At 73.2% G+C, this 14,212-nt stretch carries 8 protein-coding genes; 4 read left to right on the plus strand and 4 right to left on the minus strand.

Annotated elements, in window-relative coordinates; all coding sequences use genetic code 11:
* Positions 1–23 precede the first annotated feature (23 nt).
* The 3 genes from AB0K07_RS07985 (at position 24) to AB0K07_RS07995 (ending at position 6,413) form a co-directional block, all read left to right on the plus strand.
* On the plus strand, positions 24–2,840 hold the full coding sequence (locus tag AB0K07_RS07985; RefSeq protein ID WP_363751867.1) for a BTAD domain-containing putative transcriptional regulator: 2,817 nt from the start codon (positions 24–26) through the stop codon (positions 2,838–2,840).
* 114 nt (positions 2,841–2,954) lie between these two features.
* Entirely contained in the window at positions 2,955–3,479 is a 525-nt protein-coding gene (locus tag AB0K07_RS07990; protein ID WP_363751868.1) for a sigma-70 family RNA polymerase sigma factor, read from the plus strand.
* Between the two features lie 111 nt (positions 3,480–3,590).
* Positions 3,591–6,413, plus strand: coding sequence for a BTAD domain-containing putative transcriptional regulator (locus AB0K07_RS07995; protein WP_363751869.1), 2,823 nt, complete (start codon positions 3,591–3,593; stop codon positions 6,411–6,413).
* Between the two features lie 42 nt (positions 6,414–6,455).
* On the opposite strand, the gene AB0K07_RS08000 is transcribed toward AB0K07_RS07995, so the two are convergent.
* The 3 genes from AB0K07_RS08000 to AB0K07_RS08010 all read right to left on the minus strand — a co-directional run bounded on the left by AB0K07_RS08000 (position 6,456) and on the right by AB0K07_RS08010 (position 11,039).
* Positions 6,456–9,887 (minus strand): S8 family serine peptidase, encoded by a 3,432-nt coding sequence (locus AB0K07_RS08000; RefSeq protein WP_363751871.1) that lies wholly within the window; start codon positions 9,885–9,887, stop codon positions 6,456–6,458.
* 154 nt (positions 9,888–10,041) lie between these two features.
* Positions 10,042–10,500, minus strand: coding sequence for a DUF1801 domain-containing protein (locus tag AB0K07_RS08005; protein WP_363751872.1), 459 nt, complete (start codon positions 10,498–10,500; stop codon positions 10,042–10,044).
* Positions 10,501–10,583: 83 nt separating this feature from the next.
* The gene (locus tag AB0K07_RS08010; protein WP_363751874.1) at positions 10,584–11,039 is read right to left on the minus strand and encodes a carboxymuconolactone decarboxylase family protein; all 456 of its coding nucleotides are present in this window, start codon (positions 11,037–11,039) and stop codon (positions 10,584–10,586) included.
* A gap of 169 nt (positions 11,040–11,208) precedes the next feature.
* On the opposite strand from AB0K07_RS08010, the gene AB0K07_RS08015 reads away from it, so the two are divergent.
* Positions 11,209–13,455, plus strand: coding sequence for a helix-turn-helix domain-containing protein (locus tag AB0K07_RS08015; RefSeq protein ID WP_363751875.1), 2,247 nt, complete (start codon positions 11,209–11,211; stop codon positions 13,453–13,455).
* 26 nt (positions 13,456–13,481) lie between these two features.
* Here the strand turns inward: AB0K07_RS08015 and AB0K07_RS08020 are convergent, their stop codons facing one another.
* A complete protein-coding gene (locus AB0K07_RS08020) occupies positions 13,482–14,186 on the minus strand; it encodes an NAD(P)-binding domain-containing protein (RefSeq protein ID WP_363751876.1) in 705 nt (234 codons plus the stop codon).
* Between the last annotated feature and the right edge of the window lie 26 nt (positions 14,187–14,212).

Below are 14,212 nucleotides of genomic sequence, written 5' to 3' on the forward strand. Positions count from 1 at the left end.
ATCGGCCCGTTACCGTTGCCGGTGTGCGGGGGGCGGAGGCGGGCGGGACGATCGGCTTCTCGGTGCTCGGCTCGATCAGGGTCGTCCGCGCCGGCGCCGAGCTGCCCCTGGGCGCCCGCCAGCAGCGCCTGGTGCTCGCGTTGCTGTTGGCCCGGGCCGGTTCGCCGGTCTCCCTGACCGAACTGGTCGACCTGCTCTGGGACGAGGAGGCCCCGCCCAGCGCCGCGAACGTCGTGCACCGGCACGTCGGGGTGCTCCGGCGGCTGCTCGAACCCGACCTGCCCACCCGGTCGGAAGGCCGGCACATCCTCCGCGAGCTCTCGGGCTATCGGCTGCGCGCCGACGAGGAGTCCCTCGACCTGCTGAGGTTCCGGTCGCTGAGCCGGCTGGCGGGGCGCAGCCTCCAGGCCGGCGACCCGGAGTCGGCGCTGCGGCACTCCCTCGACGGGCTGCGGCTGTGGCGCGGCCGGTGCGCCGCGGGCCTGGAACCGGCCTCCCGCCTGCATCCCACGTTCCTCGCCGTGGAGGCCGAACGCGCCGAGGCCGTGCGCGAGGCCGCCGACGCCGCCGAACGCTGCGGCCGGATGAGCGCGGTGCTGGCGCCGTTGCGGCAGGCCGCCGAGCAGCACCCGCTCGACGAATCGCTGCAGAGCCGCTTGCTGCTGGCGCTCGCCGCCGACGGCCGCCAGGCGGAAGCCGTCGAGATGTACCGGGTGGTGCGTCGCCGGCTCGCCGACGACCTCGGCATCGATCCGGGCGAGGAGCTGCGGGAGGCGTACGACCGGCTGCTGCACCAGCGCACCCGGTTCGCGCGTACCGAAGCGCCGCCTGCACTGCCCCGGCCGGCGCAGCTGCCGCCGGACCTGGCCTTCTTCACCGGCCGGGACGACCTCATCGCCGAGGCCCGCGCGGCGGTCGCCCGACCGGGCGGGCCGGCGGTGCTCGCCATCGACGGGATGCCCGGGATCGGCAAGACGGCTCTCGCCGTCCACCTCGCCCACCGGTTCGCCGCCGGCTACCCGGACGGGCAGCTCTATGTCGACCTGCGCGGATACGACGGGCGGGAGCCGGCGATGAGCCCGTCCGAAGCGCTGCGCGGCTTCCTCGGCTCGCTCGGGGTGCCGCAGGAGAGCATTCCCGCCGAGCTGCACGCCCAGGCAGGCATGTACCGCAGCAGCCTTGCCGGCCGACGGCTGCTGATCCTGCTCGACAACTGCCGGGACGCCGAGCAGATCCGGCACCTGCTGCCGGGCAGCCCCGGCTGCCTGGTGATCGTCACCAGCCGCAGCCGGCTCAGCACCCTGCTGACCATGGCCGGCGCCCACCCGTTGCCGGTCGGCCTGCCGAGCGTCGACGAGGCCCGCACGGCGCTGCTGGGGCCCCTCGGTGCACGCCGCGTCGCGGCGGACCCGGCCGCGATCGACGCCATCATCGCCAGCTGCGGCCGGCTGCCGCTCGCGCTGGCCGTCGTGGCCGCCCGCGCGGCGGGCCTGCCGCAGATGCCAGCGGCGCAGATCGCCGCCGAGCTGGCCCAGGCGCCGGAGAGCCTGGACGGCTTCGACGGCGACGACCCGCAGACCGGCCTGCGTGCTGTCTTCTCCTGGTCCTACCGGGCACTCTCCACGGCGGCCGCCCGACTCTTCCGGCTGCTGCCGATCCATCCCGGCCCCGACATCTCGATCGCCGGTGCGGCGGGCCTGGCCGGCGTCTCGCTGCGGAGTTCGCGGGCACTGCTCGGCGAGCTGAGCCGCGCGCACCTGATCAGCGAGGACCTGCCGGGCCGCTACCACACCCACGACCTGCTGCTGGCCTACGCCACGGAGGTCGGTGAGGAGAACGACGGCCCGGCCGAACGGGCTGCCGCGGAGCTGCGCACCCTGCAGTTCTACCGGGCGACCGGCTATCAGGCGCACCGACGGCTGCTGACCTCCGAGCAGCACCCGATGATCGAGCCGGGGCCGGCCGAGACCCCGCTGCGCTTCGCCGGCCACGGCGACGCCATGCGCTGGTTCACCGCCGAGCGGCAGGTCCTGATCGCGCTGATCGGCCGGGCCACCCAGCAGGGCCGGCACACCGAGGCCTGGCAGCTCGCCCTGGGCATGCAGCACTTCTTCGATCTCAGCGGCCGGTGGGCCGACTGGACGACGACCGGCGAGGTGGCCCTCGATGCCGCCCGGGCGGGCGGCGACCTGGTTGGACAGGCGCGGATGCACCGCAGCCTGGCCGGCGCGGCCTACTTCCGGCACGAGCACGAGACCGCGGTCGGGCATCTCGACCAGGCGGTCCAGCTGCTCGCCGGGCTCGGCCTGTACGACGAGATGACCCGGGCCGGGATCAACCGGGCGATGATTCTGAGCGCCCAGGGGCGACACGAGGAGGTCGTCCGGGCGCTGTCCGCGGCGCTGAGGCCGGGGTCGGCCCGCGACGACAAACTGCTCGCGGACGTCCTGGTGATCATGGCTTCGAGCTACGTCGAACTGGGCCGGGAGCAAGAGGCCGTGCGCTGCGCCGAGCAGGCGATGGCGCTGTCGCGCGGAGCGCGCTACCGGCTGGGCGTCGCCGAGGCGTGGGAGGTGCTCGGCCGGGTGCATTCCGCCCGCCGGGAGCTCGGCAAGGCGGTCGACTGCTGGCGCGAGGCGGCCGTCTCCTACCAGGAGGCCGCGGCCTCGGCGCCGGCCGCGGAGGTGCTGGCGCTGCTCGGCGACGCCCTCGCCGCCGCCGGCGACCAGGACGCCGCGGTGCGGGCGTGGCAGGAGGCGCAGGCCCTGATCCCGTACGCGCAGACCCGGACCGGCCGGCGGCTGGCCAGCCTGCTCGCGGCGGCCACGTCCCGTCCGTGACCGATCGCGCTCGGCGACGGCACTCGATTCGCACTCACGCGTCAGTCCATTCGCATCGATCGTCCCTAGGCTCGTGCCGCATTCACCGTTGCTCCTGCATATGGGGGAGATGTCGTGCTGCGGGCACTCGACGGATCACCGGCCGGCCGGGCCGAGCGCATGACCGCGCTGCACGCGGACCACGCCCGTGCCGTGCTGCGTCTCCTGCTCGTGCTGACCCGCGGCCAGCGGCAGACCGCCGAGGATCTGCTCCAGGAGACGATGCTGCGGGCCTGGCGGCACCTCGACTCGGTGCCGACCGAACCCGACGCCGCCCGCCGCTGGCTCGTCACCGTCGCCCGGCGGCTCGTCATCGACGGCGTCCGGCGGCGACAGGGCCGCCCGGCCGAGGTCCATCTCGTCGACATGACCTGGATTCCCGCAGGTGACGACACCACCGGCAGCGCGCTCGCGTCGCACGCCATCCGCCACGCGCTCGGCCGGCTGAGCCCGGCGCAGCGCAGTCTGCTCTCCGAGGTCTACCTGGTCGGGCGGTCGGCGGAAGAGGTCGCGGGCCGGCTGGGAGTGCCGATCGGCACGGTGAAGTCCCGGACCCACTACGCGCTGCGCGCTCTGCGCACCGGCCTGGAGGCGGCCTGAGCAGCGGCGAGCCCGCCGGTGCACTGAGCCGAAGTTCACACTGCCGCCACACGCACCCCTATCATCGCCCCGGTCCTGCGATGCTCTGGCGATCGTGGCAACCGGCCCCAGATGGATCGCAGCACCATGACCAGCCCGCTCTCTTTCGCCGTTCTCGGCCGGGTGCGGGCCTGGCGCGGCCAGGCCGAAATCGACCTGGGCACCCGGCAGCAGCGGCTGATCCTGGCGTTGCTGCTCGCCCGGGCCGGCGGCGCGGTCAGCGTCGCCGAGCTCGTCGACCTGCTCTGGGAGTCCGACCCCCCACCCAGCGCGGTCAATGTGGTGCACCGGCACGTCGGGATGCTCCGGCGGCGCTTCGAGCCGGGCCTGCCGACGCGGGCAGCGGGCTCGGTGCTGATCCGCGACGGCGCCGAATACTGGCTGCGGATCGACGGGGAGTCGCTCGACCTGCTGCGTTTCCGGCGTCTGGTCGCCCAGGCTGGTGGCAGCTCCGGCGAGCCGGCCGTCGAGCTCTACCGGGAGGCGCTGGCGCTGTGGCGCGACCGGTGCGCCTCGGGCCTGCAAACCGGCGGCCGGGCCCATCCGGAGTTCGTCGCTGTCGACGGCGAGCGGTTCGCGGCCGTCCGGGCGGCGACCGACGCCGCCTTGCAGGCCGGGTGCGTCCACGCGGTGCTGCCCGCGATCCGGCTGGCCGCCGAGTACGAGCCGCTGGACGAGGCACTGCAGGCGCGGCTGCTGCTCGCGCTCGCCGCGGACGGCCGGCGGGCCGAGGCCCTCGCGGCTTATGCCGACATCGAGCACCGGCTCGCCGACGAGCTCGGTATCCAGCCGGGCGGCGACCTGCGCGCGGCCCGGGACAGTCTGCTCGACCACGACGCCCCGGCCGACGGCTCCGGGTCGCGGCGTGGCGCCGGACGCGCCGGGCTGGAGTCGCCGCAGTCGACCTGGGCCGAACCCCCGGCGCAGTTGCCGGCCGACCACCCCTACTTCGCCGGCCGCCGCGACGTCGTGGCCGCCGCAGAGGAGCTGCTGGCCGGAGAGCGGCGGACCACCGCACTGGTCATCGACGGAATGCCCGGCGTCGGGAAGACGACCCTCGCGGTGCACCTGGCCCACCAGTTGGCCGCCCGCTACCCCGATGGGCAGTTGCACGCGGACCTGCGCGGTTTCGACTCCGGCGATTCGGTGATGACACCGGCGGAGGGGCTGCGCGGCTTCCTGTGGTCCCTCGGGGTCGCGCCGGCCGCCATCCCGGCCGAACTGCACGCCCAGGCCGGCCTCTACCGCAGCATCCTGGCCGAGCGCCGGATGCTGATCCTGCTCGACAACTGCCGCGACTGGAACCAGATCCGGCACCTGCTGCCCGGCACCGGCGGCAGTCTCGTCATCGCCACCAGCCGCCGCCGGATCACCGGCATGGCCGGCCCGGCTGGCGCCCACCCGCTGCACCTCGACCTTTTGACCGACGCCGAGGCTCGTGAGCTGCTCACCCGCCGGCTCGGCGACGCGGCGGCCGCCGACCCGGCCGCCGTCGACGAGATCATCGCGCGGTGCGGCCGGCTGCCCCTGGCCCTGGCGCTGGTCGCCACCCGCAGCGTCGGCCGGCCCGGACTCAGTCTGCCCGCGGTCGCCGGTGAGCTGGCCGAGGCCGACGGCCGGCTGACCGGCTTCGGTGACGCACACGCCGATCTTGAGGCCATCTTCTCCTGGTCCTACCGGGCACTGACGCCGGAGGCGGCCCGGCTCTTCCGGCTGCTGCCCCTGCACCCGGCGGGGGAGTTGAGCACGGAAACGGCGGCCGCCCTGGGCGGCCTGTCCCTACGCTCCGCCCGCCGCCTGCTCGCCGAGCTCGGGGCGCAGCTGCTGGTCCAGCCCGGCGACGGCCGGTGGCGGATGCATGATCTGCTGCGCGCCTATGCCGTGGAGCTCGGGGAGGAGCACGACGACCCGGCCGAGCGGGACGCTGCCATCGAGCGGGTCTACGACTACTACCAGCTCAGTGCGTACGCGGCGCATCTGCCGTTGCTGCCGCAGGTGCCGCTGCCGGAGCCGGAGCCGTCCGAGCGCGGGGTCACCGGGCGCTGCTTCACCGGACAGGCCGACGCGATGGCCTGGTTCGCCGCCGAGCAGCGGGTGCTGACCGTCATCGTCGCTCAGGCCAAGGGGCGCGGCCGACCTAGCACGGCGTGGCAGATCGCGTTGGCCCTGCAGAACTTCTTCCAGGACACCGCGCAGTTCAAGCAGTGGGCGGCGGTGGCGAGCACCGGCCTCGCCGCGACCGGGGGCGACCCCGCCGCCCAGGCCCTGCTGCACCGCAGCCTCGCCGGCGCCTGCTACTTCCTGGCCGATCTGGACCGCGGGCTGTCACACCTGCAGCACGCCCGGGCGCTTTTCGACCGGCTCGGCCGGCGCACCGAGCAGGGCCACGTGGAGAACAACATCGCCGAGATCCGGCTGGAGCAGCGGCGCTACCACGAGGCGATCCGGCATGCCGAGGCCGCGCGGGCGCTGTTTCGCGGCGAGGGCAATGTGCGCGGCGCCACCACCGCCCTGCTGGCCATCGCGCGGGCACAGGGCTGGCTCGGCCGGCACGCCGAGGCGCTGGGCATGTTCATCGAGGCGCGGCGGCAGTTCGACGCCCTCGACGATCTGCACGGGGTGGGCACCACCCAGACCTGGCTCGCGCACACGTACTCGATGATCGACAACCTGCCGCACGCGATGGCGACCTGGCAGCAGGCGATCGACACCTTCCGCGACGCCCGGGCCGCCCACGACGCCGCGGAGGTGCTGGTCTCCATCGGCGACTTCCACTCCGCCAACGGCGACCCGGCCCTGGCCAGGCAGGCGTGGAGCGAGGCCCTCGCCGAGCTCGACGGGACGGACTCGCCGATGGCCCGGCGGATCGGCGACCGGCTGCTCTGGCACCGGTGACCCGGACGCGGCGCCGGTGGGCGCCGCGTCCGGGACCCATCCTCAGTACCGGTAGGAGCGGATGACGGTCTGCTTGACCGTGTTACCGCTGGTGTCCGTCGCGGCGGCCCGCAGCGAGACGAAGCCGGTGCCGGCCGGGTTGTGCACCCAGGCGACCCCCTTCTCGCCGGACCGATTCACGGTCAGCTGCTGCCAGGTCTTGCCGTCGTCGAACGACGCCTCGACGGTCAAGGCCTTGGTCCGGCCCGGCTCCGCCCCGATCTGGCGGTCGAGCGAGAACGGGATCGCGAACAGCCGGCCGGCCGGCGCCCGGTTGTCGATGTCGAGCTCCGGGGTGTACCGGATCGCCGTCATCGGCAGCTTCGCCAGTTGGCCGTCACTCACGTGCGCGGACTTGAAGGTCCACTCCGCGTCGACCACCGTGGACAGGGTGAACGCCGGGTCGCTGCGGAAGGTCGCGGTCAGCCGGTAGTCACTCATCTCGTCAGGCACGTCCCACGACACGGCGAAGTCGTTCGTCTGGATCGCGCCGTCGATCTTGACCCCGTTGCGATAGAGGTTCAGCTCCCGGCTGCCGCCGGTGCCGTTAACGAACCGGTAGCCCATGTGCCCGGCGCCGTCGCCGTGCAGCGGCACCGACGCGCCGATGACCTCGGTCTTGAACTCGGACCTGAACTCGGGCCCCAAGCCCCAGTAGCGGGTGGCGTACTGCTGGCCGAAGTTCGGCTCCGGGAAGTTCGGCCCGACCACCGCGTTGGCCCACTTCACGTTGTACGTACGCCCGGGCTTGAAGCTGGTCCACGCCGACTCGTAATACGTGTACCCCTCCTGGGCCGAGGACGTCTGCCACACCGCCTGCTTGTCCTGGTTGTAGTACTCTGTGATGGTGCTCGGCACGTCGTAGGTGAAGCCCGGCGTGACCATGCGCCCGTCGTTCGACCGGTAGACCGGCGAGTTGCCGGGCGCGTGCGCGACCGCGGTCCGCGAAACGGGCACGCCGGCCACGTCCGCGCTGATCTGGGAGCGGACCGTGGCGAAGTCGCCCGCGCGCAGCTTGCGGGTCAGCCCGGTCATCATCTTCTCCGGCTCATAGAAGTAGACCCGGTAGAAGTGCGGGCTGTTGTGCAGGCTGCCGTCCTGGGCCGCCTGGCCCCACATCCCGTAGACGTGGGAGACGAAGCCGGGCGTCTTGCCGGCCCCGATCTGCGCGCTCCGCACGTTTTCGAAGGGGACGTTCCACAGCACGCCGTACGGGTCGTTGCTGCCCGAGATCTTCGGCTGCTCGGTCCGGATCGTCCAGCCGGACTCCTGGTGGACCGCGATGGCCTTCGGGTTCGGCACCGACACCGCGATCGGCTTCGCCAAGCGGGCGTCCATGGTGAGCGCCTGGTCCGTGGTCAGGTCAAGGCTCGGGCGCACCAGCGAAGTGAAGTACGAGTGGTCCGAGTCGCCGGTCCACACGTACGTCTGGACCAGGTAGCGCCCCGCGCGGATCCGGTACATGGTGGCCGCGGGGTCGTCGAGCACCAGGATGCTCTGCCGGTCCAGGTCGGTCAGGACGGTGACCCAGCGCTGCTCGGGCGTGGGCGCTCCGCCGTCCGGCCCGATGAGCTTGAGGGTCAGCTGGCGGCGGGCGACGTCGAGCGCGACCGGGGTCTGCACCTGCGCGCCGCCTCCGGTGGCGGTCACCTCACCGCCGAAGTAGCGGTCGGGCAGGCCGGCGCTGGCCTGCACGTTGACGGTCACGGTGGCCGTGCCGCCGGCCGGGACCGTCACCGAGGAGGCGCTGAGGCTGAACAGGCCGGCCGGCGCCGGAGCGCCGTCGGCGTCCTTGGCGTTGAGGGAGACAGCCAGGGTGAGGGCGGAAGAGCCGCTGTTCGCGTACGTGACCGTGCTCTTCTGCGCGGCGGCGGACCGGTCGAAGGCGACGCTGACCGGGCTCGCCGTGACGGTCTGCTGGATCGCCCGGGCGACGTCGAGGAAGCCCGCACCCTGCTCGTAGACACCGATCGTGGCACTCGGCTGCGCGGCCGCCATCAGCGTGGACTTGATCCGCTCAGGCGACCAGTCCGGGTGCTGCTGGGCCAGGATCGCCGCCGCGCCGGCCACGTGCGGAGTCGCCATCGAGGTGCCGGAGAGCATGGCGTACTGCGGGTTCTCGCCGACCGGCTCCAGGTCGGAGGTCGAGCTGCGGGCGGCGAGGATGTCGACGCCGGGCGCGGTGATGTCCGGCTTGATGCCGCCGCTCGCGCTCGGACCGCGGCTGGAGAAGTCGGCCAGTTCACCCGTCTTGGTCACGGCGCCCACGGTCAGCGCCTCGGCCACGCCGCCGGGCGAGTTCACCGTGGACTCGCCGCCCAGGCCGCTGTTGCCCGCGGCGACGACGAAGAGCATGCCGTAGCGGTGGGTGAGGTCGGCCAGGGCCGCCTCGATCGGGTCGGTCCCCGGGGTGTCCGGGCCGCCGAGGCTCATGTTGGCGACCTTGACGCCCTGCTGCGCCGCCCAGGTCATGCCGGCCAGGATCGCCGACTCCGGGCAGCCATCCATGGCGCAGACCTTGGCGCTGTAGAGGGTTGCGCCGGGCGCCACGCCCTTGTAGCGGCCCTGCGACGCGGCCGCGCTGCCGGCGATGGTGGAGGCGACGTGGGTACCGTGGCCGACCCGGTCGAGCGCGTCCGGGTCGGCGGTGAAGTTCTCCGCGGCGGCGACCTGACCGGCCAGGTCGGGATGGGTCTGGTCGACGCCGGTGTCGATCACACCGACCTTCACCCCGGTGCCCGTCCAACCGGCCTTCCAGGCCTGCGGCGCGCCGGTCAGCGGGACGCTGACGTCGAGGGTCGGGTGGCGCAGCCCGTCGAGCCAGACCTTGTCGAACCCGGCCCGCAGCCGCCGCTCGCTGCCACTCCCGGCGGACGTGAGGTTGTTCCAGAAGGACACCGCGTCCGTGCGGCTCTCCGCGACAGCGCTCGCCCCGGAGAGCTGCCGGGTGGTCCGGGCGCCGGCGAGGCCGGCGGGGGTGGCACCGCTGTGCTCGACGATGAGCGGCAGGGTGGCCCGCGTGTCGTCGTAGCCGAAGCCGATCAGCGTCGAGATGTCGAAGAGCCGCTCGTCGAGCTTGCCCCGGTTGAGCAGGCCGACGGCGTCGGCGGGGATGACCCGCACGTCCTCGCCGGCGCTGTGCTTGATGAACGGGATCCGTTCCCGTCCCTTGCCCGGCACCACGTCGACAGCCGTCTGGCCGTTCACGGTGCTGACGTGGACGGTGTCGCCGGTGAGCAGAGTGACCGCCCGGGGCTTGGCCGCGACCGCGGGTGCGGTCGCCGGCTTCGGGACCCGGGGCTTGGACGCGACCGCGGGTGCGGTCGCCGGCTTCGCGACCCGGGGCTGTGCCGACGCCGGCACACCGCCCGGAGCCACCGCCGAGACGCCGAGCACCAGCAGTGCGAGCGCCGATAACGTACGAACTGAACGCATCATTCTCCCTGGATGAACTCGAGAGGTATCCAGGTGCTCCGGACGTGACCGGCCGGTGAAAGTTCACCCCGAGTGACCTGTGTCACAACGGAGGTCGCGGCCGGGAGGTCGGCGCGGGTACGTCCGACCTCCCGTTTGCGAAGCGCCGGGGTCCTCAGCTCACCGCCTGCTTCACGAGCGCGCCGATCCTCGCCTCGTCGTCGGCCATCAGTTCGGTCAGCGCGAAGTAGCACGGCCACATGGTGCCTCCGTCGAGGTTCGCCTGGTCGCTGAAGCCGAGCGTCGCGTACCGCGTCTTGAACTTCGCCGCACTCTGGAAGAAGCAGACCACCTTGCCGTCGCGGGCGTACGCGGGCATCCCGTACCACAGCTTCGGCGTGAGGACCGGCGCGTTGGTCTTGATCAAGGCGTGCAGCCGCTCGGCGATCACCCGGTCGGACTCCGACATCTCGGCGATCTTCGCGAGCACGTCCTTCTCCGTGTCGGCCTTGGCGCCCCGCCGGGCGCCCGCCTTCAGCTCCTTGGCGCGCTCCTTCATCGCGCCCCGCTCCTCGTCGGTGAAGCGCCCGTGCTGTTCGCGATTGGCGGTGGTGGTCTTCGTCGTGGTCGACATGACGACGTCCTCTCTGTTCTGTGCCGTGTGGCGTGGGGCGGTGCTGGTCGGTGTGGCGCTGTCCGTACTGATCCGCGGTCCGGTCACCACGTGCCGGCCTGCTGGCGGGTCGGCACGTTGAGCCGGTTGAAGGCGTTCGTGATCGCGATGTTGAGCAGCAGCGCGGCCAGTTCCCTCTGGTCGAAGTGCTTGGCGGCCACGTCCCACAGCTGGTCCGGCACCGGGTCCGCCTGGTCGGCGAGCCGGGTCACGGCCTCGGTCAGCGCCAGCGCCGCGCGCTCCTCGTCGCTGAACCAGGGCGTCTCGCGCCACGCGGCGACGGCGTGCACCTGGTCCGCGGTCGCGCCGTGCTGGCGGGCCTGGTGGGCGCCCCCGGCCACACACGGGCCGCAGCCGTTGATCTGGCTGGCGCGCAGGTGGCTCAGCGCCAGCAGCTTGCCGTCCACCCCGGCGCCCGCGACCGCCCGGTTGAGGGCCTTCAGGGCCTCCATCGCCTCCGGAAGCAGAACCGCCGGGTTCGGCATGCGCTCGGTCGACATCGCTTCTCCTTCGTCTCCGTCGTCGGTGTCTCCGACGGGAGTCATCCGACCATCGGCGTGCCGGAGCCCGCGTGCTCCGTGGGACACCGTGGGACACCGAGACCCCCGCCCAGCAGCGCAAACGCCTCGCCGATCCGCCTGCGCGGGGCGGGACGGTACGGTGTTGCGGGTGTCCAGCCCGCAGGAGCGACTGGTTGCCCAGCTGGTCCGGATCAAGGAGCTGAGCGGGCTCAGCCTGCGCGCCCTGGCCCGCGAGTCGGGTCTGAGCAGCTCGTCACTGTCCCGGTACCTGACCGGTCGGCTGGTGCCGCCGTGGGAGGCGGTCGTGGCACTGTGCCGGGCCGTGGGTCGCGACCCCCGGCCGCTGCGCGCGGTGTGGGCCGAGGCGGCTCAGGCCGGCCCGGCGCCCGCCCCACGGCGCAACGACCTGCCGGCCGACCTGTTCGACTTCACCGGCCGGGAGGCGGAGCTCGCGCTGGTCGAGAAGCTGCTGCGCACCGCCGGCGCGGTCGCGATCGACGGCATGGCGGGCGTGGGCAAGACCAGCCTGGCCGTGCACGCGGCCCACCGGCTCGCATCCGGGTATCCGGACGGCGGGCTCTACCTCGACCTGCAGGGTTTCACCCCGGGCCAGGAGCCGCTGGAGCCGCAGGTCGCGCTGGGTCGGCTGCTGGGCGCGTTGGACGTCACGCATCCCCCGGCCAGCGCCGCCGAACGCGCGGCGCTCTGGCGGTCGGAGCTGTCCCGCCGGCGGGCGCTCGTCGTGCTCGACAACGCGGTCAACGCGGAGCAGGTGCGCCCACTGCTGCCCGGTGCGGGAAGGTCGACGGTCCTGATCACCAGCCGCCACCGGCTGATCAGCCTGGACGGGGTGCCGCCGGTGTCCCTGGCGCCACTGGCCGACGGCGACGCCGCGAACCTGTTCGGCCGGGCGGCCGGGCTCGATCTCGCCGAGGAGGACGCGGTCGGCCAGGTGCTGCGGCAGTGCGGCGGGCTCCCGCTGGCGCTACGCATGGCGGGCGCGCGGCTTCGCCACCGTCCGGGCTGGACGGTGGCGGTGCTGGCCGAGCGGTTGCGCGACGGTGCCAGCCGCTTCGACTCCGTCTTCGGCATGTCGTTCCAGCAGCTCGACGCGGTCCAGCGCCGCATGTTCCGGCTGCTGGGCGTGCTGCCGGGCACCGACTTCGACGCGGCGGTGGCGGGGGCGCTCACCGACCTGCCGCCCCACCGGCTCGGCGCGGTGCTGGAGGAGCTGGTCGACGCCCACCTGCTCCAGGAGCTCTCGCCCGGGCGGTACCGGATGCACGACCTGATCCGGCAGTACGCGGCAGACCTCGCCGCCGACGGGGAGCCGGAGGCGGAAGCCGCGTTGCGCCGGGTCCTGAGGCACTACCTGGCGCAGGCGGTCGCCCATGATCGGACGCTGCCCTCGCCGTACCGGAAGGAACCTTCGCCGGGCGATCCGGCGGCGGCCATGGCCTGGTTCGACCTCGAGTACGTCAACCTGATCGCCGGTTTCGACGCCGCCGTGCGACTCGGCATGGACGAGGTGGTGGCCGAACTGCCGCAGGCCATGCGGGTCTGGTTCTTCCGGCACCGCGGCAGCGATGACCAGGCACGCCTGTTGGAAGCGGCCGCGGTCGCCGCGGCACGTCTCGGTCGTGACCAGGAGCGGGCCGCGCTGCTCGCGGACCTCGGCTACGCCCGTGCCGCTGCGGGACGCCTCACCGAGGCGCTGTCCGCCTACGAGCTGGCCGAGCGGTCCGGGCCGGACGACGACCTGGCAGCCGGTCTGGCGCTGCGCATCGGCCTCGTCCGTCGGGACCTCGGCGACCTCGAAGCGGCGCAGGCGCACTTCCGGCGGGCACGCGAGCTGTTCGAGAGGATCGGGCGCCGCGCCGGGCAGTCCCAGGCGCTGGCCTTCGACGGTTGGGTGACCCTACGCCTCGGGCGGCGCGGCGAAGCCGTCGAACTCGCCCGGGCATCCGTCGCCCTGGCCGACGGGCCCGCCCAGATCACCGGTCTGGTCACCCTCGGCGTCGCACTGGCAGCGCAGGACCGGGTGGAGTCACTGCGAGCGCTGCACGACGCGTTGCGGCTGTCCGAGCAGAACAACCTGCAACACAACCAGGCGTGGTGCCACAACTACCTCGGCGTCGCGCTGCGGGTCATGGGTTCACCCGAAGAGGCGCTCGAACACCACCGACGCGCCTTCGAGCTGCTGGAACCGCTGGCCGAGGTGCAGATGGAGATCGACTTCCTGCACACCTACGCCGAGACGTGCCGTGCGGCGGGCCGCTACGACGAGGCGCTGGGACTGCTCGACCGGACCATCGAGCTCGCGCGTGAGCTGGGTCGACCGTACGACGAGAAGCTCGCCCGTGCGGCGCGGGACATCGTGCGCGCCGGCGGCTGACCGCCGCCGGCGGGCCACGGCGTCTCCTACGGTGTCGCGGACCGCGCGGCGGCGATGACCCGTCCACGCTCCGACTCGGGAAAGCGGTCGAGCATGGCACGCAGCTCGTCAGCGCTCACGTTGGCGCCGAACAACTCGCTGCCCGGTTCGAGCCGTACGCCCTCGGCGAGGGGACCGGCGACGACCGGGTCGAAGCCGAGCGCGTCGACAAGGGAGGCGACCTCGGTGAGGTTGGCCGCGTCGTCACCGGCGATCGCGATGGCCTTGCGGCCGGCCGCGCCAGCCGGCCGCGCCTCCTCCTCAAGGTCGTGGTATCCCATGTGGTTGAACGCCTTGACGACCCGCGCGCCGGACAGGAACGCCTGGACGGTCTCGCTGGACGAGGTCCGCGGCTCGGTGAGGTCGTCGCGGATGCCGTCGACCTCCCACCAGTAGTTCATCGCGTCGATGACGAGCTTGCCGCGCAGTGTCTCCGCGGGAACGTTGCGGTACTTGCCCAGTGGAAGGGCGAGGATGACGACGTCCGCGTTGGCCGCGGCGTCGACCGCGGTGGTGGCGACCGCTCCGGGCGTGAGCACCTCGACGGTGAGGGCGATCTTCGCCGGGTCGCCCGAGCCGGCGACGAGCACCCGGTAGCCGGCGGCGACGGCGAGTCGGGCGAGCACGGTGCCCACCTTGCCGGCACCGAGGACGCCGAGGGTCTGTGGGCCGTTGCGCCCGTTGTCGTTCATGTCTTCCTCCGGTACGCCGTCCGTGG

The sequence above is a fragment of the Micromonospora sp. NPDC049301 genome (assembly GCF_040678715.1).
In the GTDB taxonomy this organism is placed as follows: domain Bacteria; phylum Actinomycetota; class Actinomycetes; order Mycobacteriales; family Micromonosporaceae; genus Micromonospora.

Bases quoted from the DNA above. Each gene is read 5' to 3' on its own strand.
- AB0K07_RS07995 (WP_363751869.1), top strand. From the start codon at position 3,591: ATGGATCGCAGCACCATGACCAGCCCGCTCTCTTTCGCCGTTCTCGGC.
- AB0K07_RS08000 (WP_363751871.1), bottom strand. From the start codon at position 9,887: ATGCGTTCAGTTCGTACGTTATCGGCGCTCGCACTGCTGGTGCTCGGC.
- AB0K07_RS08005 (WP_363751872.1), bottom strand. From the start codon at position 10,500: ATGTCGACCACGACGAAGACCACCACCGCCAATCGCGAACAGCACGGG.
- AB0K07_RS08010 (WP_363751874.1), bottom strand. From the start codon at position 11,039: ATGTCGACCGAGCGCATGCCGAACCCGGCGGTTCTGCTTCCGGAGGCG.
- AB0K07_RS08020 (WP_363751876.1), bottom strand. From the start codon at position 14,186: ATGAACGACAACGGGCGCAACGGCCCACAGACCCTCGGCGTCCTCGGT.